Raw genomic sequence first — 25,850 nt, 5'->3', positions numbered from 1 at the left:
TACGCCGCGCGGGGTGTCCGCGTACGGCGGTGCCTCCGCGGAGGTGCCCTGTGCGCCTTCCGGGGCCGCCGGATACGGCGGCCTGCCTTGGGCGGGTGTGTTCTGTGCGTGGTTCGGGTGTGGTGCCGTGCCCGGGGTCTGTGTGCTCTGGGGTGCTCCCGGGGTGTGGGGGGCGGGGCCGTGTGCCTGTGCACGGTCCGGTGTGCTCTGCGGGTCGCCTGGTGCCGCCGGGTGCGGTGGTGCGCCTACGGCGGGGCCAGGGGGCCTGCCCGGGGCGGGTGTGTTCTGTGCGCGGCCCGTGCGCGGTGCCGTGCCCGGGGTCTGTGTGCTCTGGGGCGCTCCCGGGGTGTGGGGGGCGGGGCCGTGTGCCTGTGCACGGTCCGGTGTGCTCTGCGGGTCGCCTGGTGCCGCCCTGTGCGGTGGTGCGTCTACGGCGGGGCCAGGCGGCATGCCCGGGGCGGGTGCGTTCTGTGCGCGGCCCGTGCGCGGTGCCGCCGGGTGCGGTGGCATGTCTGCGGCGGGAGTGTCCTGCGGGGAGGCGTGGACGGTGGTGCCGGGGACCCAGGGGGTGCCGGTGGACGGGCGGAAGCGCTCATCGCCGGGTCGGTTCTCCACGGGGTCGGTCCTCGCTCTCATGCCATGGCGCGCCGGCCAGGGCCGAATCCACCCGGGGCGAATCCGGCAAGTGCCACAGACCTCTAAGTATGGGGCTTAATCGGACTTACCCATAGTAACTACATTGCTGCTTTCGGGTGATTCGTACTGAACGCCCAGGCCTGTCAGTATGTTCTGAAGCTCGGACTCGAAGAGTGGTTCCATGTCCTGCATCACGAAATCCAGGTGCTGGAAGATCTCCATGCACACCACTCCGTACAGCCGCACCCAGCACGAGCTGAGCACCATCACGGCCTCGACCGGCGTGCGCGAGTCCCCGAACCCGCACAGGTCCGCGAAGGACCGCAGCTCCCGCTCCAGTTCGGGTGTGATCGACCGCCCGTCGGGCAGCTCGAACCTCTTCTCCCGGACCAGCCGCTCGAACAGCGTGAAGAAGGTCGCCCCGAACCGCTTGCCCGCCTCCACCGCGGGCGTCAGGTCCACCCCCGGCTCCAGCCGGGCGCGCGGCCCGAACATGACGGCGAACTCCGCCCGGTGCTCCAGCGCCCACCTTCGGAACGCCCGGAGCGAGGTGACGATGCGCCGGTCGGTGTCCCGGGCCGGAACGCCGGCGTCGGCCGCGGCCACCGCGGCGGCCAGCTCGTCGAACATGTCCGCGGTGATGAGCACCAGCAGCGAGTCGATGCCCGACACGTAGCGGTACAGCCCCGGCGCGGTCATCCCCATCTCGCGGGCGATCGCGCGCAGGGACACCCCCGCCGCCCCCTGCTCGACGAGGTGGCGGCGGGCGATGCCCTTGATCTCGGCGAGTGTGGCTTCGCGCACACGCTCCCGTCGGCTCGGTGCCCGCTCGCCCTGTTCCAGCTGCGGCTTCGTCATCTGCTGCGGTACACCCCGGTTTGTGGTCGATCGTCGGTGATATTGACATCGTAATGCCTGCACGCTTTAGTAAACACCGTTAACTGGCATAAAGACCGTTTGCCGAAAGGGCTGCTCATGCCAACGCACACGGGGCTTTTCGGTCGTCTCGGGCTCGGCGCCCACCGCTTCCGGTGGGCGGTGCTGGTCGCCACCGCGCTCTTCGCCGTCTTCGCCGCGGTCTGGGGCTCGGGTGTCTTCTCCGACGTCAGCGAAAGCGGTTTCGAGGACCCCGGCGCAGAGTCCTCCCAGGCCATGGACCTCATCGAGGGCGAGCTGGGCCACGACGACATCGACATCGTCGCCGTCTACCGCAGCGACGAGATGAAGGTCGACAACCCCACCTTCGCCGCGGCCGTCCAGCGCATCGCCGACGGCATGCCCGCGGACGTCGTCGCCGACTTCGACGTCTACCTCGACGAGGACCTCTCCGACATCGAACGCGGCATGCTCGTCTCCGAGGACATGCACGCGACCTACATCCCCGTCACCCTCACCGGGGAGGGCCACACCGACCGCCTGGACCGGTACGAGGCCGCCGCCGAACACCTGGAGTCGGGCCCGCTGGAGACCCACCTGGGCGGTCCCGTCGCGGTCGAGCACGAGCTCTCCGAGACCGCCGAGTCCGACATCGTCCGCGCCGAGCTCATCACCATGCCCCTGTTGCTGTTCCTGCTGGTGCTGATCTTCGGCGGCCTCATCGCGGGCGTGGTCCCCCTGGCGGTGGGCGGCCTGGCCATCCTGGGCTCCCTCACGGTGCTGCGCGCCCTCACCCACGTCACCGACGTCTCGGTGTTCGCGGTCAACGTCGCCACCATCCTGGGCCTGGGGCTGGCCATCGACTACGGCCTGTTCATGGTGAGCCGGTTCCGCGAGGAGCTGGACCGGGGCCGGGGGGTGGCCGCCGCGGTCGGCCGCACCGTCGACACCGCGGGACGTACGGTCGCCTTCTCCGGGGTCACCGTCGGCATCGCCTTCGCCGGCCTGCTCTTCTTCCCCCAGCCGATCCTGAAGTCCATCGGCTTCGGCGGCATCGCCGTGGTCCTGTTCGACCTGCTGGCCGCCCTGGTGTTCCTCCCGGCGCTGCTGTCGGTGGTGGGCCGGCGCATCGACCGGCTCCGACTGCCGCTGCCCCGCCGCACCGTCACCGGGACCCTCCAGGAGGGCGGCTGGACACGGCTGGCCCGCACCGTGATGCGCGGCCCGGCGGTGGCGCTGGTCGCGGTCCTCAGCGTCCTGGTGGTCTTCAGTTCGGGCCTGGCCGCCACCCACCTGGGCACCACGGACCAGCGCTACCTGCCCGAGGAGGCGGGCAGCCGGATCGCCACCGAGTCGGTCGCCGAGGACTTCCCGGCGGGCGGCCTGGGCCGCCTGCACGTGGCGGTGGCCGGCGACCCCTCCGACGAGGCGCTGGACGAGTACGTCGAACGTCTGGAGGACCTGCCGGAGGTCTCCCTGGCCCGGGTGGAGCGCACCGGCGAGGGCGTCGCCCACGTCCTGGTCGCCTACCAGGGCGCGACCGACTCCGACGAGGTCAAGGGCCTGGTCGCCGACGTGCGCGCCGAGCCCGCCCCGGCGGGGGCGCAGGAGACCCTGGTGGGGGGTGTCGCGGCGATGCAGCAGGACAACGTGGCCGCGATCGTGGAGGCGGCCCCGGTCACCGTCGCGTTCATCGCGGGCGCCACCCTGTTCCTGCTCTTCCTGGCCTTCGGCTCGGTCGTCCTGCCCCTCAAGGCGATCCTCATGGGCGCGCTGTCCCTGGGCGCCTCGCTGGGAGTGGTGGTCTGGGGCTTCCAGGAGGGCGCCTTCGCCGGGCTGCTCGGGTTCGAGCCGGTCGGCACGATCGACCCCACCTACCTGGTGCTCATCACCATCGTGGCGTTCGGTCTGGCCATGGACTACGAGTTGTTCCTGCTCAGCCGGGTCCGCGAGGAGTTCCTGCGCACCGGGGACAACACCCGCTCGGTGGCGGCGGGGCTCCAGCACACGGGTCGGATCATCACCAGCGCGGCGGTCCTGCTCGTGGTGGTGCTCCTGGCGATGGGCACCTCGGGCCTGCTGTTCCTGAAGATCATCGGCATCGGCCTGGCGATCGCGGTGTTCGTGGACGCCACCCTGGTCCGCGCGATCATGGTCCCGGCCGCGATGCGCCTGCTGGGCGGGGTGAACTGGTGGCTGCCCCGGCCGCTGCGGTGGCTGCACGACCGCATCGGCATCTCCGAGGGCGGCGGCGAGGAGCCCGCGGCCCCGGCGCAGGCCGGGAGCGAGCGCGTGCCCGCGGGGGTCTGAGTCGGGACCGGGGCCGCCGGGAGGAGAGGTCTCCCGGCGGCCCCGGCCGTGGGCGGATCAGGGGGTGTTCTGCAACCGCCGTGCGCCGGAGAGCGGCTGGTGGCGGCGGATGGCCTGGTAGAGGTCGTGCAGTTCGGGGCGGGGCGGAACGTTGAGCTCCCCCAGCATCCGTGTGGCCAGCATCTGGTACACGCGGACCGCCTCGGCCGTGCGGCCCTCCTCGTACAGGGCCAGGATGAGGAGCCGGGCCAGGTTCTCCTCCAGCGGGTGGTGCCGCAGTGCGTCGCGCAGCGGTTCCAGCACCTCGGCCCGGCGACCGGTCCGGAGGCCGACGGCGGCGTACTCCTCCAGCACCACCAGGCGGACGGTCTCCATGAACTCCCGCTCGTCGTCGAACGCGGGTCCGGACAGCTCGCCCAGGAAGGGGCCCCGCCACAGGGCCAGGGCGCGGCCGAACAGGTCGGCGGCCCCCACCTCCTCACCGCTGTCGCGCATCGCGCGTGCGGTCTGGATCCAGGTCTGGAACAGGAGCAGGTCCATCTGACCGGCCGGGGGCACGAGCCGGTAACCCGAGGGACCGCTCTCGATGGTGACGCTCCTGTGCGGGGGCAGGGCGGAGAGCGCACGGCGCAGCCCGGAAACGTACTTGTGGACCAGGTTGACGGCGTGGGTCGGGTGGCTCGGACCCCACACCATCGTGATGATGCGCTGCGTGGTCACGGCGCGCTCGGCGTTGAGCGTGAGTGCCGCGAACACGGCGCGTTGTCGGGGGGCGCCCAGGGGCAGGGGACCGTGCTCTCCGACGACCTCCAGCTCCCCCAGGACGGAAATGGTCGTCGGTGCCGCCTGCGTGGTTCTGATCATTCCGGAGCCCTTCCGGCGATTCTTGCGTTACCCGTCTCCAGCTTCTCGTGCACTCCGATCCCGTGCGGTGCTCTCCGGCATCGGTGGCGGAGGCCTTGCTCCGAATCGGTCCGGAGTACCGCTCTGCGACGGCTTGTGCACACCGTCGGTATGCGGTGAGCCGATCATAAGCACGTGACCAGTGCCTGTAAGTAATGGATAAATCTCCCTGTGCCATCAAGGTGCGGGCCTTCGCAGGCGGGACCGTGGGCCACAGGTCCCGAAGTCATCTCCTGTGTCGATCATCACAAAAAGCAGATGATCGGTGTGAATGATCAATTGAGCGTTCATTCCCCCACGTGGAAGCCTTGCGCGGAGTCAGAAGTGAGTTTTTTTCACGCTGGGCCTTCAGGTCGCGCTCCAGGTCGTCTTCAGGTCGCCTCCGAATACTCGGTTCCGTGGCGGAGGCGGACCGTTCCCCGTCCGCCTCCGTTACGGGGGTCGCCCTCCTCACCGTTCCGAAGTCCGTGTCCTCTCCGCGGAACACCCGTCGAGGGGGATGTGAACGAAAGGGAAGACATGAACCGCACGACCACCGGGCCGCAGGCCACCGCGACGGCCGACACCGACGACCGGGACCTGGCCCACCTGGACCCCGACTTCGGGGAGACCAGGGAGCTCGACTACGACGCGACCGTCCCCCGGGGGCTGGTCCACCGCAACGCCGTCTCGGAGGTGTTCGTCACCGACTCCAGGCAGACCGGCGAGAACACGTTCGACGTCGCCGCCCAGCTGCCCCGCGGGCACGTCATGCTGGAGACGCCCACCTACGACCTCCCGCTGATCCTGGAGGCCTGCCGGCAGACCGGGGTGCTCATCTCACACCGGCACCTGGACGTCCCCCTGGACCGGGCGTTCATCATGCACCGCATGTCCCTGCACATCAGCGACCTGGACGGCCTGCGCCAGGGGCCCGAGCCCGGCCGCGCGCTGATCCGCACCGACGCGGACCTGTACCGCAACCAGGCGGGCAAGCTGCGCGGCTACGACTTCCGCGGTGACGTCTTCATCAACGGCACCGAGGTCGCCAAGGCCACCGGGGCGCTCATCTTCCTGGGCCGCCCCGCGTACCAGGCGCTGCGCACCAAGGGCCGGGACGCCCTGGACTGGAGCGACGCGGCCGCGCCCCGCGCGATCCCGGCCTCGCCCGCCGTGGTGGGCCGCCGCGACCCGCGCAACGTCGTCATCACCGACCCGGTCCAGCGCGGGGACGAGGGCTGGCGGGCCACCGTGGTCCCCGACCACGACCACCCGCACCTGTTCGACCACCCGCTGGACCACCTGCCCGGCAACCTCCTCATCGAGGCCGCCCGCCAGGTGGCGGTGGCCGCCGTGGCCCGCTCCGCGGGCCTGGACCCGGTGACCCTGGTCCCGGTGTCGGTGGACGCGTCCTTCTCGTCCTTCTGCGAGAACGACCTGCCCACCACGGTGGAGGCCGACCTGGCCCCCTTCCGCTCCGACGAGCGGTTCGGCCCGGTCGTCGGCGTGGACGTCCGCGTCAACCAGCAGGGCACCACCAACAGCTCGTTCCGGATCGAGGTGGCCCAGTGGGTGTGAACCGCATCGAGGCCGTCGTGTGCGACTACGGCGGCGTGCTCACCAACCCGCTCCACGAGACCTTGGAGCACTTCGCGCGCACGGTCGACCTGACCGCCGACGCCATTCTCACGGCGATGGGCGCCGCCGCGGCCAAGGTCGGCGCCGATCCCATGGCGCTGCTGGAGATCGGGGCCATCACCGAGGCGGAGATGGTCGCCTCCATCACCGCCGAACTGCCCGAGGGGGGATGGGCCTTGCCCGAGGACCGCACCTTCGGCGAGCTGTGGTTCGCCGGACGCACCGGCAACCACGAGTTCGCCGACTTCCTGCGCGGCCTGAGCATGGACGGTTACCGGCTGGCCCTGCTCACCAACAACGTCGTGGAGTGGGAGAGCCTGTGGCGGGCCACCGTGCCCGCCGACGAACTGTTCGAGGTCGTGGTGAACTCCGCGCACGAGGGCGTGCGCAAGCCCGACACCGAGATCTACGAGCGCCTCCTGGCCCGGCTGGGCCTGACCCCGGACCGGTGCCTGTTCGTGGACGACCTGGAGGACAACCTCAAGCCCGCGGCGGAGCTGGGCATGGCGACCGTCCGCTTCCAGAACAACGCGCAGGCGGTCGAGGAGATCACCTCGGTCCTGAAGGTCTCGGGCGCTCCGTCGAAGGCCGAGGGGGCGCGGTGAGCACTCCCGATCCGCACCCCCCGGTGCTCGTGGTCGGCGCCGGCCCCACGGGGCTGGCCGCCGCCTGCACCCTGATGCAGAACGGTGTGCCGTGCCGCGTGGTCGAGCGCCGGGCGGGGGTGGCCGAGGAGCCCAAGGCCCTCATCCTGTGGAGCGGGGCCCTGGAGGTCCTGCGCCGCCTGGGTGTGGACCGGGAGGTGGTCGACCGCTCCCTGCCGCTGGAGTCGGCGTCCTACTTCTCCGCCGGCAGGCGCATCGGCGGGGTCCGCTTCGGCGGACTGCGCGACACGGCCTTCCCCGGCCCGATCTGCCTGCCCCAGCCCGGAGTGGAGCAGGCCCTGTACGACCGCCTGCTCGCCCTGGGCGGCTCCGTCGAGTGGTCCACCCGGGTCCACGCGGTGGAGCCCGTCGAGGGCGGGGTCCGGGTCGCCCTGGGCCCCGAGGGCGACCCGGAGGCCGCGGAGGAGGTCACCGTCCCCTGGGTGGTGGCCGCCGACGGCAGCCGCAGCACCGTCCGCGAGTCCCTGGGAGTGGCCTTCGAGGGCGACACCTACGACCGGGTGTTCCTGCTGGCGGACGGTGTCGTGAGCGGCCCGACCCCGGACAGGGAGGCCCAGTACCACCTGACCCCCGACGGGGTGCTCGTGGTGGTGCCGCTGCCCGGCGGCGGGCACCGGGTGTTCTTCGACATCGCCCCGGACGGGGAGACCGCCCCGCCCGACGACGCGTTGATCGCCCGTCTGCTGGCCGAACGCGGTCCGCGGGGCCTGCGCGTGGACACCGTGTGGTGGCGCAGCCGCTTCCGGGTGCACGCCCGGGTGGCCCGCGAGTTCCGCCGCGGCCGGGTCCTCATCGCCGGGGACGCCGCCCACCTGCACAGCCCGGCCGGCGGCCAGGGCCTCAACACGGGCATCCAGGACGGGTTCGACCTGGCCTGGAAGCTCGCCACGGTACTGCGGGGCGCGCCGGAGGAGCTGCTGGACAGCTATCCGCTGGAGCGCCGCCCCACCGCCAAGGCGGTGGTGCGCAGCGCCGACCAGCAGACCCGCACCTGGATGGTGCGGGCTCCGCTGGCCCGGCTGGTGCGCGACACCCTGATGCGCACCCTGTCGGCCTCGGGGCTGCTGGAGAAGCGTCTGGTGCCGCAGCTGGCGCAGATCTCCCCGGACCTGTCGGAGAGCCCCGCCGTCACGGCGCCCCCTGCCGGATGGCGGGCCCGCGACGCGGTGGGCGGCGCCCTGCCCGGGCGGCGCATCGGCGACGCCCCGCTGTCCCCGCTCCGGGGCACCGACGCCCGGAGCCTGCACGCGTACCTCGCCTCCGGGCGGCACACGCTGCTGGTGGGCGGCGGTCCCGCGGAGCGCGTCCGGGAGGCGGCGGCCGGGCTTCGCGAGCAGGTCCCCGACGACGTGGACGTGCTGCTGCTCACCACCGCGTCGGCGGAACCGGAGGGCGACCACGACGTCGCCCGCCTCACCGAGGGCGCCAGGGACGGGGCCGGGTGGGTGATCCACGTCCGACCGGACGCGGTCGTCTCCTCGGTCGCCCCCCTGGACGCGCACTGGCGGCCGGGGGTGTTCCTGGGCGGGGTCCTACTGCCCGGTGCCGAGCGGTCCCTCAGGTAAATGATATGTGAATCCTATCGTTTAGGTTGATGATCGTCGCATGTTTATACAGTACTGTGGCGGCGACGGCACCCGTGATGGCGGCCGGAGGACTCCGGTCGCCATCGGCGGTTCCGCCCGCGAACGACGAACGGGGGTGACACGATGCTCGACGCACTGACCCGGCTCACCACGCGCAGGCCCTGGTGGGTCCTGGCGACCGCACTCCTCGCCGTGATCGGCGCGGTGGTCCTGGGCTCCGGTGTCGCCGACCGCCTCCGGGCGGGCCAGGGCACCGAGGACCCCTCCTCGGAATCGGCCCGGGCCGCCGAGATCCTGGAGGAGCACTTCCCCGACAGCCGGCCCAACCTGATCCTCCTGGTGACCGCCGAGGCCGGGGTGGACGACCGCGAGGCCGCCGCCCGCGCCCTGGGCCTGGCCGAGGGGCTGGCCTACGAGGACGGTGTCGCCGGGGTCACCTCCTACTGGCAGACCGGCTCCGAGGAACTGAAGTCCGACGACGGCACCCGCGCGCTCATCGCCGCGCACGTGTCCGGCACCGAGGCCGAGGCGGGCGCGGCCGTGGCCGACCTCGCCGAACGCTACGGCGGCGACCACGGGCCCCTCACCGTCGGCGTCGGCGGACAGACCGCCGTCCTCAACGACATCGAGACCACCATCGCCGAGGACCTGGTCCGCTCGGAGATGATCGCCCTGCCCCTGACGCTGCTCATCCTCGTGTGGGTCTACGGCAGCGTCGTCTCGGCGTCCCTGCCCCTGCTGGTCGGGGTGGTGTCCATCATCGGCACCAACGCGGTGCTGTGGGCGATCGCCGGATTCACCGACGTATCGGTCTTCGCTCAGAACCTCACCATCGCGCTCGGCCTGGGCCTGTCCATCGACTACGCCCTGCTCATGGTCCGCCGCTTCCGGGCCGAACTCGCGACCGGCGCCCCGCCGGCGCAGGCCACGCTCACCACCGTCCGCACCGCGGGGCGCACCGTCGTCTTCTCCGCCCTGGCCATCTCGGCCGCCCTGGCCGCGATGCTGTTCTTCCCCCTGTACTTCCTGCGCTCCTTCGCCTACTCCGGCGTGACCGTGGTGCTGCTGGCCGCCCTGACCTCCCTGGTCGTCCTGCCGGCCGTGCTCACCCTGCTGGGCCCGCGCGTCAACGCGCTGGACCCCCGCCGCCTGCTGCGCCGGGGCTCGGCCCTCTCCCCGGAGGAGGCCGCCGACCGGCGCTGGGGCCGGCTGACCCGGGCGGTCATGGGGCGGGCACCGGTGTTCGCCCTGATCGCCCTGGCCCTGCTGATCGCGGTCGGGCTGCCCTTCCTGCGGGTGGAGTTCGGCATGGCCGACGACCGCCAACTGCCCGCCGGGGTCGAGTCGCGCGAGGTCATGGACACCATCCGCACGGACTTCGGCTCCACCGCCACCGGCGCCGTCGACGTGCTCGTCCACCAGGCCCCGCAGGACACCGACACCGGACTGCTGGACGACTACGCCGCCGCCCTCTCGCGCCTGGACCACGTCGCGGAGGTCCGCTCCCCGCTGGGCGTCCACATCGACGGCGCCCACCTGCGCGAGCGCACCCCCGTGGACGCCCTGCGCGAGTCCGAGGACCTGGCCTACATCCAGGTCGTCCCGGACGCGGAGGTCGAGGACATCTCCCTGGAGAGCCAGAACCTGGTCCGCGACATCCGCGCGGTCGACACGTCCCTGGAGGTCTCGGTCACCGGCCAGGCCGCCGCGGTCGTGGACGCCCAGGCGGCCATCGCCGAGCGCGTCCCGGCCACCCTGGCCGTGGTCGTCGTCGGCATGCTGGTCCTGGTCTACCTGCTCACCGGAAGCGTTCTCCTGCCCCTGCTGTCGGTGCTGTTCAACGCGCTCAGCCTGACCGCCATGTTCGGAGCCGTCGTCTGGGTGTTCCAGGACGGCAACCTCTCCGGACTGCTCGGGTTCACCCCGACGGGGTTCATCGACACGGCCCTGCCGGTGCTCATGTTCTGCATCGCCTTCGGACTGTCCATGGACTACGGGGTCTTCCTGCTGTCCCGGATGCGCGAGGAGTACGACCGCACCGGCGACCACCGCACGGCCGTCGAACTCGGGCTCCGGCGCACCGGCGGCATCATCACCGCCGCCGCGGTCGCCCTGGCGGTCGTCCTCATCGTCATCGGCGCCTCCCGGGTGACCAACACGATGATGCTCGGCTGGGGCGTGGCCCTGGCCGTCATCGCCGACGCGACCGTCGTGCGCTGCCTCCTGGTGCCCTCGGTCCTGCGCATGACCGGCCGCGCCACCTGGTGGGCGCCCGGACCGCTGCGCCGGCTCCACCGGATCTTCGACGCCACCCTGGGCGAGAACGCCGCCGAACCCGGCCGCGCCCCCGCTGACCCGCGGACTCCCGAGGAGCCCGCGCGGACCCCGGTACCCGGACACGGTGCCGAACCCGCCCGAGAGACCGCGGAGGTGGCCCGTGCCCGGGACTAGGAACACCCTGATCGCCGTGGGCGCGGTCGCCGCGTCGGTCGCCGCCGCGCTGGTCCTGCTCCCCTCGGGAGAGGACGGGCCGGCCGCCGCACCCGAGCCCACCGCCCGGGAGCGGGCGCAGGCCACCGCCGAGCGCATGGCCGACGCGGGCATCGTCGACGTCCCGGTGAGCTTCACCGTCGTCAACCGCAACGACTCGCGGCTGCCCTGCAACAGCGACGGCGAGGAGTACACCCTCCGGGGACACCTCACCGGCCCCGCCGAGGCACTGGAGCAGGACGACCCCGCCGTCACCGTCTACCAGCACGGACAGGCGGCGGGGGAGTGGTTCTGGCGGCTGGACGAGCCCGGATACCACCACACCGAGGAGATGGCGCTGCTGGGCGGCGTCTCCCTGACCCTGGACCGGCTCGGCTACGGCGGGGAGCGGCCCGACGGCCTGGCCATGTGCCTGGGCTCGCAGGCCGACATGACCGCGCAGGTCATCGAGCAGGTCCGCACGGGCGACTACACCCTGGGGGAGGGCGGCGCCACCGGCCCGGGGCCCGACGAGCCCCCCGCCTTCGACACCGTCGTCCTGGCCGGGCACCACAGCGGCGCCCAGATCGCGCAGATCACCGCCTACTCGTTCGACGGCCCGGCGGCCCCCGACGCCCTGGCCCTCCTGGGCTGGAGCGGCACCGGGGTGACCGACCGCGCCAACGCCCGCTTCTTCGGCGGCCTGGCCTCCTGCATGCAGGGCGGCGTGCCCGCCGACGCCGAGGCCGGACCGCCCGACCCGGACGGTGCGGACGCGGCCGGATACACCTACGTGGACGTCGGCCGCACCTCCTACACCCGGGCCAACTTCAGCGACCCCGCGACCCCGGTCGCCGCCCTGGCCGCCGACCTCCAGTCCCGCACGCCCTGCGGCGACCTGGGCACCCAGGTCGAGGCGCTGGCCACCGACACCCGCAACCTCCACCGCATCGAGGTGCCCGTGCTGTTCGCCTTCGCCGACGCCGACACGCGCGTGTCCGACGGCGCCGACCACGTCGGGCTCTTCACCGGGGCATCCGACACCGAGACCGTCACCGTGGCCGACGCGGGCCACTACCTCGTCCTCGAACCCGGGGCGGCCGAACTGCGCACGGCCCTGGCCGACTGGCTGGAGGAACAGCGGTGAACACCACCGGAGCGCCCCCGCGCCGCCCGTCCCGCCGCCTGCGCGCCGCGGCCCTGGCGGCCTCCCTCCTGCTCACCGCCGCGGTGGCCACGAGCGCGGCCGCCGCGGAGCACACCGCCGCACCCGCGGCCGCGGCACCCGCCGCCGCGGCCCCGGCCGCCCCCGAGACCCCCCGCGAACCGGCCGTGACCCCGCCCGGCGTCGTGGACCTGGCCGTCGAGTTCACCGTCGACAACGTCAACCGCACCCGCGGCCAGTGCTCCGCCGACGGCGAGGAGTACACGGTCCGGGGACACCTGACCGCCCCCGAAGCGGCCCTGTCCGCCGACGCGCCCGCCGTCGCCCTGCTCGTCCACGGCACCAACACCGGCGAATGGATCTGGCGCCTGGACGTCGAGGGCCGCAACTACGTCAACGAACTCGCCGCACGCGGGCACGCCTCGGTCACCATCGACCGCCTCGGCTACGGCTCCAGCGACATCCCCGAGGGGTTCGCCAGCTGTAGCGGCGCCCACGCCGACATCGCCCACCAAGTGGTCGAACAGCTGCGCGCGGGCGACTACGAGGTCGAGGGCGAGGACCCGGTGTCCTTCGACACCGTCGTCCTGGGCGGCCACTCCAGCGGCGCCCTGGTCGCCGAGAGCGTGGCGGTCTCCTTCGGCGGCGTGGACGGGCTGCTGCTCACCGGCTGGGCCGCCGTCGGCATCACCGACGACACCAACCGCCGGTTCCTCACCGCCTACCGCACCTGCCTGGAGGGCGGCGAGGAGCACGAGTCCCCGGGCGACCCCCGCGGCTACGTGTACTTCGACCCCACCCTGGAGGACTTCACCGAGGGCGGGCTCGGCCCGCACGCCGACCCGGCCGTCGTCGCCCAGATCGAAGGGCTGTGGGGCCGCAACCCGTGCGGGGTCATGGTCTCCGAGCCCATGGCGATCCTCTACGACCTCGACCTGATCGGTGAGATCGACGTCCCCGTCCACCTGGTCTTCGGCGCCCACGACGTGCTGCGCCAGGGGGTCGAGGGCTACCCGGGTCTGTTCACCTCCAGCCCCGAGGTCACCGAGACGACCCTCACCGACGCCGGGCACTTCGTCACCATCGACGCCGGCGCGGAACTCCTGTACGACACGGCGGCCGAGTGGATGGACCGGCACGCCCCCACGTCCTGACCCTGGAAGGCGAGAGCACCATGGCAACCTCATCGACCACCGCCTCACCCCCGGGCGCCGGCGGCACCGGCGGCCCGCCGGAGCGCCCGCCCCTGCTGGCCCGCCTGGGGGAGGGCCTGGCCCGTCGCCCGGGCCGGGTCATCATCCTGGCGATCGTCCTGACGTTGCTGGGGGTGTTCCTGGCCGCGGGCACGATGGACCGGCTGCTGCTGAGCCGCTTCGAGAGCCCGGGCTCGGAGTCGGCACTGGTGGAACAGCGTCTGGAGGAGGGTTTCGGCACCGGCAAGCACCACTTCCTGCTCCTGGTGACCGCCCAGGACGGCGACGTGGACGACCCGGCCGTGGTCGAGGCCGCCACCGCCCTGGAGGACGAACTGGCCGCCCGGGAGGGCGTCGCCGAGACCGCCTCCTACTGGGGCCGCGGCGACTCCCCGGCGATGCGCTCCGAGGACGGCTCCCAGGCGCTCATCACCGTGCGCATGGAGGGGAGCGTCACCGAGGCCCGCACCGCGCTGGGCGAGATCTCCCCGGACTTCACCCGTGAGGACGACATCCTGCGGGTGGAGGTCGGCGGCGGCGACGAGATCTTCCGCCAGGCCGCCCAACAGGCCCAGGCGGACTTCCTGCTCGCCGAGGCGATCATCTTCCCGCTGGTGTTCGTGCTGCTGTTCGTCATCTACCGGCGGTTCTCGGTGGCCGCGCTCACCCTGGGCATGGGCCTGTTCTCGGTGATCACCACGCTGGCCCTGCTGCGCGGGGTCACCTACATCACCGACGTGTCCACCTTCGCCGCCAACCTCACCCTGGTCATGGGCGTGGGCCTGGGCGTCGACTACAGCCTCTTCATCATCAACCGGTTCCGGGAGGAGCTGGCCCGCGGCCGGGAGGTCCCCGACGCCGTCGCGACCGCGGTCGCCAAGGCCGGGCGCACCGTCGCGTTCAGCGGCCTGACCGTCGCCGTCGCGCTGTCGTGCCTGATGCTCTTCCCGTTCCCGTTCCTACAGTCCTTCGCCTACTCCGGCATGGGCACGGTGGTGACCTCGGTGTTCGCCTCCCTGGTCATCCTGCCCGCGGCGCTGGCCAAGATCGGGCACCGGGTCCGGCCCAAGCGCGAGCCCGACCCCGACCGCGGCTGGTGGCACGACACCGCCCTGCGGATGATGCGCCGCCCCGTGCTGTGGGGACTGCCCGCCCTGATCGTCGTCCTGGTGCTGGCCGCCCCGGCCCTGGGGCTGAACTTCGGCCTGCCCGACGCCCGGGTGCTGCCCCAGGGCAACTCCAGCCGCGACGTGCAGGACCAGATCGAGACCGGGTTCGCCCAGGAGGAGATGGACGCGGTCCAGGTGATCGTCGACCTGCCGGCCGCCGAGGCCGAGGGCGCGTCCGCGAGCGACTACGCGGCCGAGCTGTCCCGGGTGGAGGGCGTCTACCAGGTGGACGCCCTCACCGGGCGGTACGTGGACGGGCAGCAGGTGGCGGACGCCGAGCCGGGCGCTCAGGAACGGTTCGGTTCGGCCGAGGCCACATGGTTCTCCGTGGTGCCCGAGACCGAGGCGATCTCCGACGGCGCCGACCTGATCGAGCGCATCCGGGACGTGCCCGCACCGGCCGCCGCCGAGATCGGCGGCTACCCGGCCGACCTCGCCGACTTCCGTGCGGCGCTGCTGGGACAGGTGCCCCTGGTGTTCGGGCTCATCCTGGCCATCACGTTCGTCCTGCTGTTCCTCATGACCGGGAGCCTGCTGCTGCCGGCCAAGGCGATCGTGCTCAACGTGCTCAGCCTCGCGGTGATGTTCGGCGTGATGGTCTGGATCTTCCAGGAGGGCAACCTGTCCGGGCTGCTCGGGTTCACCGCCAACGGGACCCTGGAGACGACCTTCCCGATCCTGATGTTCTGCATCGCGTTCGGGCTCTCCATGGACTACGAGGTGTTCATGATGTCCCGGATCAAGGAGGAGTACGACCTGACCGGGGACAACACCCGCGCGGTCGCGGCCGGGCTACAGCGCAGCGGTCCGCTGGTCACGGCGGCGGCGGTCATCCTGGCCGCGTCGTTCGCCACCTACGCGGTGTCCGACGTGCTCTACCTGATGATGCTGGCGATCGGGATGGCGGTGGTGATCATCGTGGACGCCACGCTGATCCGCGGGGTGCTGGTGCCGGTGTTCATGCGCCTGGCGGGCGACGCCAACTGGTGGGCGCCCGCGCCGCTCAAGAGGCTGCACGCCCGGTTCGGCATCTCGGAGTAGCCGGACGCACCGCCGGGGGCCGTCCCGCCCCCGGCGGCCCCGGGTCACTCGTGTTTGGTGACCCGGGGGTGGGAGTCCAGCAGCCGCCCCGAGAGTGCGTGCAGGACCGTGCGCTCCTCCTGCGAGAGGGGGGCGAAGAACTCCTCCTCGGCGGTGGACACCGCCTCACGGGCCTTCTGTAGCAGCAGGGCGGACTCGGGGGTGGGCGTCACGATGTAGCGCCTGCGGTCCTTCGGGTTGCGCTTGCGTTCGGCCAGCCCGCGGGATTCCAGATCGTCGATGAGGCCGACCATCACGTTGGGGTCCACCCCCAGGGCCCGGCTCAGTTCCTTCTGGGAGGGGTCGGACATCTCCTCCGCCGCGGCCAGCACGTGGAACTGGCGGGCCGTGATCTCCTGCGGTCCGAAGATGTCGAGGGTGACGGCCTGGACCAGTTCGCCCAACTTGATCAGTCGGTAGCCGGTCGTGTGCCACAGGGGTGTCCCCCAACCCGACGCGTTCTCCATACCGGACCGCCTTAGAAATTCATAAGCCGAAAATATTATCTGCATACATGATAGTTGGGATGTGACATCATGGCGGACACGGAAACGCCACGACTTCCGAAGCGGGACCGCTCCCTGGTGACCGGGGCCACCGGCCTGCTGGGCGGCAACATCGTCCGACTCCTCCTCGGCCTGGACCAGGAGGTGGTCGCGCTGGTCCGGGACCTGGAGCGGGCGCGCCGCCTGCTGCCCGACGACCCCCGCCTGCACCTGGTCCGCGGCGACGTCACCGAGCCGGCCACCTACCGGGGCCACCTGACCGGGATCGACGAGGTCTTCCACACCGCCGCCTACTTCCGCGAGTACTTCCAGGACCCCACCCGCACCGGGCCCCTGGAGAGGATCAACGTGCAGGGTACCGAGCAGGTCCTGAGCGCGTCCGCCACCTCCGGGGTCCCCGTGTTCCTGCACACCGGGTCCATCAACACCATGGCCCTGCGCGGGCCCGAGCGCCCCGCCGACGAGAGCACCCCGCCCCCGGAGAAGTACGCGCGGCCCGCGGTGTCGGACACCTACCCCACCAGCAAGGTGCGCGCCGACCGGGCGGTCGCCGCCATGGTCCGCTCCGGCAAGACCGGCACCACCCGGGTCGCCACGGTGCTGCCCGGTTGGATGTGGGGTCCGGGCGACGCCGGCCCGACCTCCGCGGGCCGCCTCTTCCTCGACGTGGCCAAGGGGCGGGTCCGGGCCATCCCGCGCCTGCGCAACTACGTGGTGGACGCCCGCGACGTCGCCTACGCCTGCGTCGCCGCGGCCCGCGTGGGCACCGCCGACCGCTACGTGGTGGCCGGGGAGAAGCGGTCGCTGCCCGCACTGACCGACACCGTCGCGGCGGAGACCGGTGTCCGGGCGCCCCGGTCGGTCCCCGCCGGCCTGGCCACCGCGGCCGCGACCCTCATGGAGCTCAGCGCCCGCATCCGCGGCGGGGAGCCCACGGCCACCCGCGAGGGCGTTCGGGTACTGCGCGAGGGGGACGCGCGCAACATCAGCTCCGACCTGGCCCGCCGTGAACTGGGCGTGGAGTTCCGTCCCGTCGCCGAGACGGTCACCGCCATGGGCGCCTGGTACCGGACCCACGGCATGCTGCCCGCCGGGCAGGCGCGCGCCGGATCCGTCCGCTGACCCCGGACGCACGACGGGCCCGACCCCCACCGGGGGCCGGGCCCGTCGAACTTTCAGGAGGTCGTCCCGGTCGGTCAGACGGCCTTCGGGTCGCCCTCGTGGAACCGCTTGCCGTTGACGGCCTCGGACACCCCGACCTTGTCCAGGTAGGGGGTGATACCGCCGGTGTGGAACGGCCAGCCCGCACCCGTGATCAGGCACAGGTCGATGTCGGCGGCCTCGGCCACGACACCCTCGTCCAGCATGATCCCGATCTCCCGGGCCAGCGCGCGCAGCGCGCGGTCCAGGATCTCCGGCTCGGTGGACGGGGCGTCGCCGCCCGCGAACAGCTTCTTCACCTCGGGGTCGATGCTGAAGTCGGGGGCGAAGATCGCGGTCTTGCCCTCCTTGACGATCTCGCCCAGCTCCGGCGAGACCGCGAAGCGGTCCGGGAAGGCCTCGTGCAGGGTCTCCGACACGTGCAGCGCCACGGCCGGGCCGACCAGCTGGAGCAGCATCAGCGGCGACATCGGCAGGCCCAGCGGGGCCACCGCGCGGTCGGCCACCTCGGGCTCGGTGCCCTCGGACACCGCGCCCAGAACCTCGCCCATGAACAGGGTGAGCAGGCGGTTGACCACGAACGCCGGGGCGTCCTTGCACAGGACGGCGGTCTTCTTCAGCTTCTTGGCGACGGCGAACGCCGTGGCCAGGGCGGCGTCGTCGGTCTTCTCGCCGCGGATGATCTCCAGCAGCGGCAGCACGGCGACGGGGTTGAAGAAGTGGAAGCCGACGACCCGCTCGGGGTGCTCCAGCTTCGAGGCCATCTCGGTGATGGACAGCGAGGAGGTGTTGGTGGCCAGGATCGCCTCGGGGGAGACCACGGCCTCCACCTCGGCGAACACCTGCTGCTTGACCTCCATCTTCTCGAACACGGCCTCGATGACGAAGTCGGCGTCCGCGAAGGCGTCCTTGGTCAGCGAACCCGTGACCAGGGCCTTGAGGTGGTTGGCCTTGTCCTGGTTGACGCGCCCCTTCTTCAGGAGCTTGTCGACCTCGCCGTGGACGTAGGCGACGCCCTTGTCCAGGCGCGCCTGGTCCAGGTCGGTCATGACGACCGGCACGTCCAGGCGGCGGGCGAACAGCAGGGCCAGCTGGCCGGCCATCAGGCCGGCGCCGACGACGCCGACCTTCGTGACCTTGCGGGCCAGCGACTTGTCCGGGGCGCCCGCGGGCCGCTTGGCGCGCTTCTGCACCAGGTCGAAGGCGTACAGGCCGGCCTTGAGCTCGGGGCTCATGATGAGGTCGGCCAGCGCCTCGTCCTCGGCGGCGAAGCCCTCGTCACGGGTGCGGGTCTTGGCCTCGGCCACCAGCTCGACGGCGCGGGCCGGGGCCGGGGCGGCGCCGTGCAGCTTGCCCTCGACCACGAACCGGGCCATGTTGACCGCGTTGTCCCAGGCCTCGCCCTTGTCGACGGCGGGGCGCTCGACGGTGACCTCGCCCTTGACGACCTTGGCCGCCCAGCGCAGGGACTCCTCGACGAAGTCGGCGGGCTCGAAGATCGCGTCGGCGATGCCCAGCTCGAACGCCTGCGTGCCCTTGAGCATCTTGTTCTGGGCCAGCGGGTTCTCGATGATGACCTTGAGGGCCTTCTCCGCGCCGATCAGGTTCGGCAGCAGGTAGGTGCCGCCCCAGCCGGGCACCAGGCCCAGGAAGGTCTCGGGCAGGGCCAGCGCCGGGACACCCGAGGAGATGGTGCGGTAGGTGCAGTGCAGGCCGACCTCGACCCCGCCGCCCATGGCCGCGCCGTTGATGAGCGCGAAGGTCGGCACGTCCAGCTCGCCGAGCTTGCGGAACACGTCGTGGCCGAGCCTGCCGATGGCCAGCGCCTGCTCGCGGTTCCGGATCGCGGGCACGCCGCTGAGGTCGGCGCCGACGGCGAAGATGAACGGCTTGCCGGTGACGGCCACCGCCACGATGTCCTTGCGGGCGCGGGCGGCCTCGATCTCGGCGTCCAGGGCGAGCAGGCCGCCGGGGCCGAAGGTGTTGGGCCGGGTGTGGTCGTGGCCGTTGTCCAGGGTGATCAGGACGGCGGTGCCGGCGCCGTAGGGGAGCTCGATGTCACGGGAGATCGCCTTGGTGACGACCTCGTCCTTGAACAGTTCGCGCGCTTCGTCGAGTGCGGTGCTCACTTGCCCCCCTCGTAGTTGGTGTTCTCCCAGAGCACGGTGCCGCCCATGCCCATGCCGACGCACATGGTGGTGATGCCGTAGCGGACGTCGGGACGCTCGGCGAACTGGCGGGCGAGCTGCATCATCAGCCGCACGCCGGAGGAGGCCAGCGGGTGGCCCAGTGCGATGGCGCCGCCCCACGGGTTGACGCGGGCGTCGTCGTCGGCGATGCCGAAGTGCTCCAGGAAGGCGAGCACCTGGACGGCGAAGGCCTCGTTGATCTCGATGAGGCCGATCTCGTCCATCGTGATGCCCTGGCGGGCCAGCAGCTTCTCGGTGGCCGGGACCGGGCCGACACCCATGACCTCGGGCTCGACACCGGCGAAGGAGAAGTCCACGAGGCGCATCCTGGCGTCCAGGCCCAGCTCCTGCGCGACCTCCTCCGCGGCCAGGATGGCGCCGGTGGCGCCGTCGTTGAGGCCGGCGGCGTTGCCGGGCGTCACGTTGCCGTGCGCGCGGAACGGGGTCTTGAGGCCGGCCAGGGACTCCATGGTGGTGCCCGGCCGCGGCGGCTCGTCCTTGGTGGCCAGACCGTAACCCTGCTCCAGGGAGCGGACGACGACCTCGACCAGGTCGGGCTGGATCCTGCCGTCGGCGTAGGCCTTGGCGACCTTCTCCTGGCTGCGCACCGCGTAGGCGTCGGCGCGCTCCTTGGTGATGGAGGGGTACCGGTCGTGCAGGTTCTCGGCGGTGTTGCCCATGACCAGCGCGGTCGGGTCGACCAGCTTCTCGGAGAGGAAGCGCGGGTTGGGGTCGACGCCCTCGCCCATCGGGTGGCGGCCCATGTGCTCGACACCGCCGGCGATCACCACGTCGTAGGCGCCGAAGGCGATGCCCGCGCCGGAGGTGGTCACGGCGGTGAGGGCGCCGGCGCACATGCGGTCGATGGCGTAGCCGGGGACGCTGCGGGGGAGTCCGGCCAGGATCGCGGCGGTGCGCCCGATGGTCAGGCCCTGGTCGCCGATCTGGGTGGTGGCGGCGATGGCCACCTCGTCGATGCGCTCCGGGGGCAGACCCGGGTTGCGGCGCATCAGTTCGCGAATGACGCGGACGACCATGTCGTCGGCGCGCGTCTCGGCGTAGAGGCCCTTGCCTGACTTGCCGAACGGGGTGCGGACCCCGTCGACGAATACGACATCGCGGGCGGTTCGCGGCACGATGGCCCCTCCTTCTCCAAGGTGATGGGTGGACTTTCGAGCCCATGCTACTCGCCGGTAACAAATTGCGCGAGTGCCGCATTCCCCGGCTCCCGAGCGGTGGCCGCGCACCGACGATCGACGGGCCCGGGGCAGAACTCTCGGCCGATGCGCGGGGCGATCCGAGCCGGTCGACCGGAACGGCCCGCGACGGCCCGCGACGTCCCGCCGCGCCTACTTTCGCACGGTTCGGGGTTTGTGGTGGGAAACCGACACGGGCGGGGAGGCGGCCCTTGGCCGACGGCCGTGAACGCCGGGAGGTGTCGCGCACCGCAGCGCGCGTCCCTGTTTTCGCACGGTTCGGGGTTTGTGGTGGGAAACCGACACGGGCGGGGAGGCGGCCCTTGGCCGACGACCGCGAACGCCGGGAGGTGTCGCGCACCGCAGCGCGCCCCCCGTGCACCGGCTCGCCCTCCCGCGCCCGCCCACATCCGCGGGTCCGGGCGGTGGGCACCCGCGCCGGACTCCTGGAGGCCGACGACCTGTGCCGCGACCCGGCCGCCGTCCCCCGCCCGGGGAAAATGACGGCGGCGGTGCGCCCCTCCGGAGGGGCGCACCGCCGCTCGGGCGGACCGGGCTCAGAACAGGGCGTCGGCCTCGCGGTGACGGCCCGCGGCGCTGTAGGCGCCCGCCAGGTCGCGGCGCAGCCGCAGAGTCAGCCGGCGCACCTCCGGGTCACCGGAGGAGTTGAGCGCCACCCGGTAGGCGTCGCGCAGCGTCTCCACCGCCTCGTCGGTGCGCCCCGCCTGGGTGTAGGCGCGGCCCAGCCGGTGGTGCACGGTCAGGGTCTCCAGGTGGCCCTTGCCCATCCGGCGGCGCCGTCCGGCCAGGACCGTCCGCAACTGGCGGATGGCCTCGTCGTGGCGGCCCGCCATGTTCTGCGCGGCGCTCAGCCCCAGCCGCAGGTCCTCGCCGCGCTCGGCGTCCTGCACGTCCGCCAGTGCCCGCTCGTAGTGCGCTATCGCCGCGTCCAGCCGTCCGCTGCGCCGGTAGCACACGGCCAGCCGGCTGCGCGCCTCCACGGTGTCCTCGTCGCTGGGCCCGAAGGCGCTCTCCCGGTCCCGCAGCAGCACCTCCCACTGGGCGGCGGCGTCGGCGGGGCGGCCCGCGTCCTCGAACGCCCAGGCGAGGTTCTCCCGGATGATCTCGGTGCGCGGGTGCTCGGTGCCGAAGACCGCGACGGCCTCGGCCAGGGCCAGCTCGAACTGCTGCACCGCGGCCTGGCGACGGCCCATCTGCGCGTACTTGGTCGCCAGGTTGTTGCGGGCGGTGATGGTGTCGGGGTGCTCGGTGCCCAGGCGCTCCACCAGGGACCGCAGGGTGCGCTCCAGGGAGGCGGCGCGCATCCCGGCGGTGGGGGCGGGCCGTCCGGTCGCACCGGACCCGGAGTCGACGGGGCCGGAACCGGGCGCGGACCCGGCCACGGGAGCGGGGGCCCCGCGGGAGGGTTCGGTGATCACGGCGGCCGGGGCGGTGATCCGGGAGGGAAGGGCGTCGGCGGGATCCACGCCCCGGACGTCCGCCCGCGCCCGGGTTCCGTCGGACACGGGGACACCCTCATCGACGACGCGCACCCGGTCGGCACGCGTACGTCCGGTTCCACCGAACAGCGAACGCCAGAACGACAGCGGACTCACCTCTTTTCCCTGACCGCATCCTCTGAAAGCGCACACCGGGCCGGACCGCCGGTGCTCTTCGCGCGGTGTGCACCCACACCGTCGCAACGTTCCCTCTTCACCGTCAAGAGGTCACGGTGCACTGAAATTCCAAGGCACAGTTCCATAACTTAAACGGACAGGAGGTCATGGAACAGGCGGTCCAGGCCCCCTATATGGGGTGACTTCGGACACACTGAGATTGAGGACGTGAGAGGGGGGTAAAGGTTTACCCGTCCTCGGCTGTTTTCAGGGCCGTCGCGAGGGGCTCCGCGGTCAGGCCGATCTGCCATTCCCGGGCCCCGCGCTCGCGCAGGAACGCCCCCACCGAGTCGGGGTCCACCGCCGCCGGCGGGGCCCACGCCAGCCGCCGCACGGTGTCCGGCAGCAGCAGGTTCTCGGTCGGCATCACGACGTCCTCGGCGATGCCCGTGACCGTCGCCCGCGCCGCCTCCAGCCGCCGTGCCGCCTCCGGGGCGCGGTCGGCCCACCGGTTCACCGGAGGCGGCCCGTCACCGGGCGCGTTGGGCCGGGGCAGGTCGGCCTGGGCCATCTCCCGGGCCCGGTCGATCGCCTTCATCCACGTCCCCGGGTACCGGCGCGCCAGTTTGATCCCGAACTGGCGGATGCGGTTCAGCTCCGTCGCGTTCTTGGGCATGGTGGAGGCGGCCTCCACGATCGCCGCGTCCGGCAGCACCCGGCCGGGGGAGATGTCGCGCTCCTGCGCGATCCGGTCGCGCTCGTACCACAGCTCCCGCACCGCGGCCAGGGACCGCTGGTTGCGCACCCGGTGGATGCCCGAGGTCCGGCGCCAGGGATCGGCGCGCGGCTCCTTGGGCGGCGCGGCCAGCACGGACGCGAACTCCTCCCGCGCCCACCCCAGCTTCCCGGCCTCCTCCAGCTCCGTCTCCAGCGCGTCGCGGAGTTCGATGAGGATCTCCACGTCCAGCGCCGCGTACCGCAGCCAGTCCTCCGGCAGCGGGCGCTGCGACCAGTCCACGGCGGAGTGCTCCTTGGCCAGGCGCACGTGGAGCATCCGCTCCACCATGAAGCCCAGCCCCACCCGCTGGTACCCGAGCAGACGACCGGCCAGCTCGGTGTCGAACAGCCGCCGCGGGCGCAGGTTGACCTCGCTCAGGCACGGCAGGTCCTGGTGCGCGGCGTGCAGCACCACCTCGGCGTCGCCGACGACCTCGTCCAGGCCGCTCAGGTCGGGGCAGGCGATCGGGTCGATCAGCGCCGAGCCCGAACCCTCCCGGCGCAGCTGGACCAGGTAGGCGCGCTGTCCGTAGCGGTAGCCCGACGCGCGCTCGGCGTCGACCGCGACCGGTCCGCTGCCGGCGGCGACGGCGGCGACGACTCCGGCCAGGGCGTCGGCGTCGGAGGTGACCTCCGGTAGACCTTCGCGCGGTTCCCGCAGCAGCGGCGCCTTCTCGGCGTCGTCGTCACCTGGTTCACGGGGTTCTGTCTTCGAGTTCAACGCGTTCGCCACACCACTACGGTATGCGCTGCCGACACCGCGCGCGGATCCGGACCTGACCTCGCCGAGCGTGTGAACCCCTGCGGACGGGAGGTCTCAGGGCCGCGCACGCTGCCGGGCGATGTCCGCGACATCGGTCGGCGGCAGCCCGGCGGCCGAAGCCAGCAGGGTCTGCCAGGCCGCCGCGTGCGCGGTCAGGTCGTCGTCCTCGGGGGTCCAGGAGGCGCGCATCTCCACCTCCGTGGTGGACCCCTCGCCCGCCTTGGTCCCGAAACCCTCGGTGGTGGCGCGGGTGACCGTGCCGCTCAGCGTGTGGTGGGCGGCCCCGCACGAGGCCAGGGCGTCGGTCAGCCAGCTCCAGGCGACCGGGCCCAGCAGCGGGTCGGTGGCGATGTCCGACTCCAGTTCGGAGTTGACCTGGCAGACGACCCGGAACGGGCCGGGCCAGTCCCGGGTCCCCTCGGGGTCGTACAGAACGATGAGGCGACCCCAGGCGATCTCCTCGCCGTGCACGGTGACCTGCGCCGACACGGCGGCGGTGTGAGGGGCCAGCCGACCCGGGGCGGGGATCTCCCGGACGGTGATCTCTGACCTGAGGGAGGGGCCGTTCAGGGCCTCGACCGCTCGCCGGAACGTCTCGCCGGCGTCCGCGGCGCTACCGACATCGGGCATGGTGGAAAAGTCAGCCTTCATTGAGTGGGATCGCGTGCAGGCGGGGTGTCGCCCGACAGGGGGCGGTTCCCCCCGGCTCAGGAGGGTGGGCACGCCAATGACCGTGGCACGAGTCATCACCCCCGGGGCGTAGATCCCCCGGCGTGTCGGGGTTTTGTGATGATCTTGGGACCGGGCGGCACCCCCGGGGTGCTGCGCACGGTCACCGTTCGGGGCGATCCGCGTGAGAGCACCGGGCGGAGCATGGCACGATCGAAGGGTGACGCTGCAAGATTCTCCCTTCCTTCGCGCCTGCCGGCGCCTGCCCGTGGACCACACCCCGGTGTGGTTCATGCGCCAGGCCGGGCGCTCCCTGCCCGAGTACCGACGGGTCCGCGCCGACGTGCCGATGCTGGAGGCCTGCGCCCGTCCCGACATGATCACCGAGATCACGATGCAACCGGTCCGCCGGTACGACGTCGACGCCGCCATCTTCTTCAGCGACATCGTCGTCCCGCTCAAGGCGATCGGCATCGACCTCGACATCAAGGCCGGTGTGGGCCCGGTGGTGGCCGACCCGATCCGCGACGCGGACGGGGTCAAACGGTTGCGCGACATCGAGCCCGGCGACCTGTCCTACGTGACCGAGGCCGTGGGCATGCTCACCGGCGAGCTCGGCGACAAGCCGCTCATCGGCTTCGCGGGCGCCCCGTTCACACTGGCCTCCTACCTCATCGAGGGCGGGCCCTCCAAGAACCACGAGCACACCAAGGCGCTCATGTACGGCGAGCCGGAGCTGTGGGACGAGCTCATGCGCCGCCTGTCGGCCATCACGCTCGGCTTCCTGCGCACCCAGATCGACGCGGGTGCCAGCGCGATCCAGCTGTTCGACTCCTGGGTGGGCGCGCTCAGCGCCGAGGACTACCGCGCCTCGGTACTGCCCTACACGTCCTGGATCTTCGGCCGGCTCAGCGAGTACGAAGTGCCGCGCATCCACTTCGGCGTGGGCACCGGTGAACTGCTGGGCCTGCTCAGCGAGGCGGGCGCCGACGTCGTGGGCGTCGACTGGCGGGTACCGCTGGACAAGGCCGTGCAGCGCGTCCAGCCGGGCACGGCGCTCCAGGGCAACCTGGACCCGGCGACCCTGTTCGCCCCGTGGGAGGTCGTCGCCGAGCGCACCCGCGACATCCTGTCCCGCGGCCGCACCGCCGACGGCCACATCTTCAACCTCGGCCACGGTGTCCTGCCGGAGACCGACCCGGACATGCTCCAGCGCCTGACGGAGTTCGTCCACGAGGAGACCTCCGCCTGATCCGCGGGCGGGCCGGGTCCGGTCCGCCGCCGACCCCCGGAGCGGCGGGGGC

Annotated in this window: 18 protein-coding genes; 10 read left to right on the top strand and 8 right to left on the bottom strand. The window is 72.3% G+C overall.

Going from position 1 to position 25,850, the window contains the following annotated elements; all coding sequences use genetic code 11:
• Nucleotides 1-711: 711 nt before the first annotated feature.
• Nucleotides 712-1,494, bottom strand: a complete 783-nt coding sequence (locus QJS33_RS11500) for a TetR/AcrR family transcriptional regulator (RefSeq protein ID WP_306367908.1) — start codon at nt 1,492-1,494, stop codon at nt 712-714.
• 117 nt (nt 1,495-1,611) lie between these two features.
• Between QJS33_RS11500 and QJS33_RS11495 the strand changes: the two genes are divergently transcribed.
• Nucleotides 1,612-3,822: an MMPL family transporter gene (locus QJS33_RS11495; protein WP_306367907.1), complete on the top strand. Its 2,211-nt coding sequence runs from the start codon at nt 1,612-1,614 to the stop codon at nt 3,820-3,822.
• A 57-nt stretch (nt 3,823-3,879) separates the two neighbouring features.
• On the opposite strand, the gene QJS33_RS11490 is transcribed toward QJS33_RS11495, so the two are convergent.
• A complete protein-coding gene (locus QJS33_RS11490) occupies nt 3,880-4,686 on the bottom strand; it encodes an AfsR/SARP family transcriptional regulator (protein WP_306367906.1) in 807 nt (268 codons plus the stop codon).
• A 558-nt stretch (nt 4,687-5,244) separates the two neighbouring features.
• On the opposite strand from QJS33_RS11490, the gene QJS33_RS11485 reads away from it, so the two are divergent.
• The 7 genes from QJS33_RS11485 to QJS33_RS11455 all read left to right on the top strand — a co-directional run bounded on the left by QJS33_RS11485 (nt 5,245) and on the right by QJS33_RS11455 (nt 15,630).
• Complete coding sequence (locus QJS33_RS11485; RefSeq protein ID WP_306367905.1) at nt 5,245-6,282, top strand: ScbA/BarX family gamma-butyrolactone biosynthesis protein; 1,038 nt, start codon at nt 5,245-5,247, stop codon at nt 6,280-6,282.
• Nucleotides 6,279-6,947, top strand: a complete 669-nt coding sequence (locus tag QJS33_RS11480; RefSeq protein ID WP_306367904.1) for an HAD family phosphatase — start codon at nt 6,279-6,281, stop codon at nt 6,945-6,947. The genes QJS33_RS11485 and QJS33_RS11480 overlap by 4 nt, the downstream gene beginning before the upstream one ends.
• The gene (locus QJS33_RS11475) at nt 6,944-8,572 is read left to right on the top strand and encodes an FAD-dependent monooxygenase (RefSeq protein WP_306367903.1); all 1,629 of its coding nucleotides are present in this window, start codon (nt 6,944-6,946) and stop codon (nt 8,570-8,572) included. The genes QJS33_RS11480 and QJS33_RS11475 overlap by 4 nt, the downstream gene beginning before the upstream one ends.
• Before the next feature lie 144 nt (nt 8,573-8,716).
• Nucleotides 8,717-11,044, top strand: a complete 2,328-nt coding sequence (locus tag QJS33_RS11470; protein ID WP_306367902.1) for an MMPL family transporter — start codon at nt 8,717-8,719, stop codon at nt 11,042-11,044.
• The gene (locus QJS33_RS11465) at nt 11,031-12,209 is read left to right on the top strand and encodes an alpha/beta hydrolase (protein ID WP_306367901.1); all 1,179 of its coding nucleotides are present in this window, start codon (nt 11,031-11,033) and stop codon (nt 12,207-12,209) included. Before QJS33_RS11470 ends, QJS33_RS11465 begins: the two co-directional genes overlap by 14 nt.
• Nucleotides 12,206-13,381: an alpha/beta hydrolase gene (locus QJS33_RS11460; protein WP_306367900.1), complete on the top strand. Its 1,176-nt coding sequence runs from the start codon at nt 12,206-12,208 to the stop codon at nt 13,379-13,381. Before QJS33_RS11465 ends, QJS33_RS11460 begins: the two co-directional genes overlap by 4 nt.
• Nucleotides 13,382-13,401: 20 nt before the next feature.
• Nucleotides 13,402-15,630: an MMPL family transporter gene (locus tag QJS33_RS11455; RefSeq protein ID WP_306367899.1), complete on the top strand. Its 2,229-nt coding sequence runs from the start codon at nt 13,402-13,404 to the stop codon at nt 15,628-15,630.
• A gap of 44 nt (nt 15,631-15,674) precedes the next feature.
• Here QJS33_RS11455 and QJS33_RS11450 read toward each other — a convergent pair whose 3' ends face one another.
• Nucleotides 15,675-16,136 (bottom strand): MarR family winged helix-turn-helix transcriptional regulator, encoded by a 462-nt coding sequence (locus QJS33_RS11450; protein ID WP_306367898.1) that lies wholly within the window; start codon nt 16,134-16,136, stop codon nt 15,675-15,677.
• Between the two features lie 69 nt (nt 16,137-16,205).
• Here QJS33_RS11450 and QJS33_RS11445 point away from each other — a divergent pair, with 69 nt between their 5' ends.
• Nucleotides 16,206-17,297, top strand: a complete 1,092-nt coding sequence (locus QJS33_RS11445; RefSeq protein WP_306367897.1) for an NAD-dependent epimerase/dehydratase family protein — start codon at nt 16,206-16,208, stop codon at nt 17,295-17,297.
• 74 nt (nt 17,298-17,371) lie between these two features.
• On the opposite strand, the gene QJS33_RS11440 is transcribed toward QJS33_RS11445, so the two are convergent.
• From QJS33_RS11440 to QJS33_RS11420, 5 genes are all read right to left on the bottom strand, one after another.
• Nucleotides 17,372-19,465, bottom strand: a complete 2,094-nt coding sequence (locus QJS33_RS11440) for a 3-hydroxyacyl-CoA dehydrogenase NAD-binding domain-containing protein (RefSeq protein WP_306367896.1) — start codon at nt 19,463-19,465, stop codon at nt 17,372-17,374.
• On the bottom strand, nt 19,462-20,661 hold the full coding sequence (locus QJS33_RS11435; RefSeq protein ID WP_306367895.1) for an acetyl-CoA C-acyltransferase: 1,200 nt from the start codon (nt 20,659-20,661) through the stop codon (nt 19,462-19,464). Before QJS33_RS11435 ends, QJS33_RS11440 begins: the two co-directional genes overlap by 4 nt.
• A 617-nt stretch (nt 20,662-21,278) precedes the next feature.
• Nucleotides 21,279-22,328 carry a tetratricopeptide repeat protein gene (locus QJS33_RS11430; protein ID WP_306367954.1) on the bottom strand — a complete coding sequence of 350 codons (1,050 nt, stop codon included), beginning with the start codon at nt 22,326-22,328 and terminating at the stop codon, nt 21,279-21,281.
• Nucleotides 22,329-22,584: 256 nt separating this feature from the next.
• The gene (locus QJS33_RS11425) at nt 22,585-23,835 is read right to left on the bottom strand and encodes an HRDC domain-containing protein (RefSeq protein ID WP_306367953.1); all 1,251 of its coding nucleotides are present in this window, start codon (nt 23,833-23,835) and stop codon (nt 22,585-22,587) included.
• A gap of 96 nt (nt 23,836-23,931) precedes the next feature.
• Nucleotides 23,932-24,507, bottom strand: a complete 576-nt coding sequence (locus QJS33_RS11420) for a DUF3000 domain-containing protein (RefSeq protein WP_306367894.1) — start codon at nt 24,505-24,507, stop codon at nt 23,932-23,934.
• Between the two features lie 322 nt (nt 24,508-24,829).
• Here QJS33_RS11420 and hemE point away from each other — a divergent pair, with 322 nt between their 5' ends.
• Entirely contained in the window at nt 24,830-25,798 is a 969-nt protein-coding gene (gene hemE / locus QJS33_RS11415; RefSeq protein ID WP_306367952.1) for a uroporphyrinogen decarboxylase, read from the top strand.
• Nucleotides 25,799-25,850 lie beyond the last annotated feature (52 nt).

The sequence above is a fragment of the Nocardiopsis sp. CC223A genome, assembly GCF_030766825.1.
In the GTDB taxonomy this organism is placed as follows: Bacteria; Actinomycetota; Actinomycetes; order Streptosporangiales; family Streptosporangiaceae; genus Nocardiopsis.
Note: the sequence above shows the minus strand (reverse complement) of the source record. Positions and strands in the feature narration are given on the sequence as shown.

What these genes read in the sequence shown, in the direction of transcription:
- QJS33_RS11500 (WP_306367908.1), bottom strand. Translation starts at nt 1,494, where the DNA reads ATGACGAAGCCGCAGCTGGAACAGGGCGAGCGGGCACCGAGCCGACGG.
- QJS33_RS11495 (WP_306367907.1), top strand. Translation starts at nt 1,612, where the DNA reads ATGCCAACGCACACGGGGCTTTTCGGTCGTCTCGGGCTCGGCGCCCAC.
- QJS33_RS11490 (WP_306367906.1), bottom strand. Translation starts at nt 4,686, where the DNA reads ATGATCAGAACCACGCAGGCGGCACCGACGACCATTTCCGTCCTGGGG.
- QJS33_RS11485 (WP_306367905.1), top strand. Translation starts at nt 5,245, where the DNA reads ATGAACCGCACGACCACCGGGCCGCAGGCCACCGCGACGGCCGACACC.
- QJS33_RS11470 (WP_306367902.1), top strand. Translation starts at nt 8,717, where the DNA reads ATGCTCGACGCACTGACCCGGCTCACCACGCGCAGGCCCTGGTGGGTC.
- QJS33_RS11455 (WP_306367899.1), top strand. Translation starts at nt 13,402, where the DNA reads ATGGCAACCTCATCGACCACCGCCTCACCCCCGGGCGCCGGCGGCACC.
- QJS33_RS11450 (WP_306367898.1), bottom strand. Translation starts at nt 16,136, where the DNA reads ATGGAGAACGCGTCGGGTTGGGGGACACCCCTGTGGCACACGACCGGC.
- QJS33_RS11445 (WP_306367897.1), top strand. Translation starts at nt 16,206, where the DNA reads ATGGCGGACACGGAAACGCCACGACTTCCGAAGCGGGACCGCTCCCTG.
- QJS33_RS11420 (WP_306367894.1), bottom strand. Translation starts at nt 24,507, where the DNA reads ATGCCCGATGTCGGTAGCGCCGCGGACGCCGGCGAGACGTTCCGGCGA.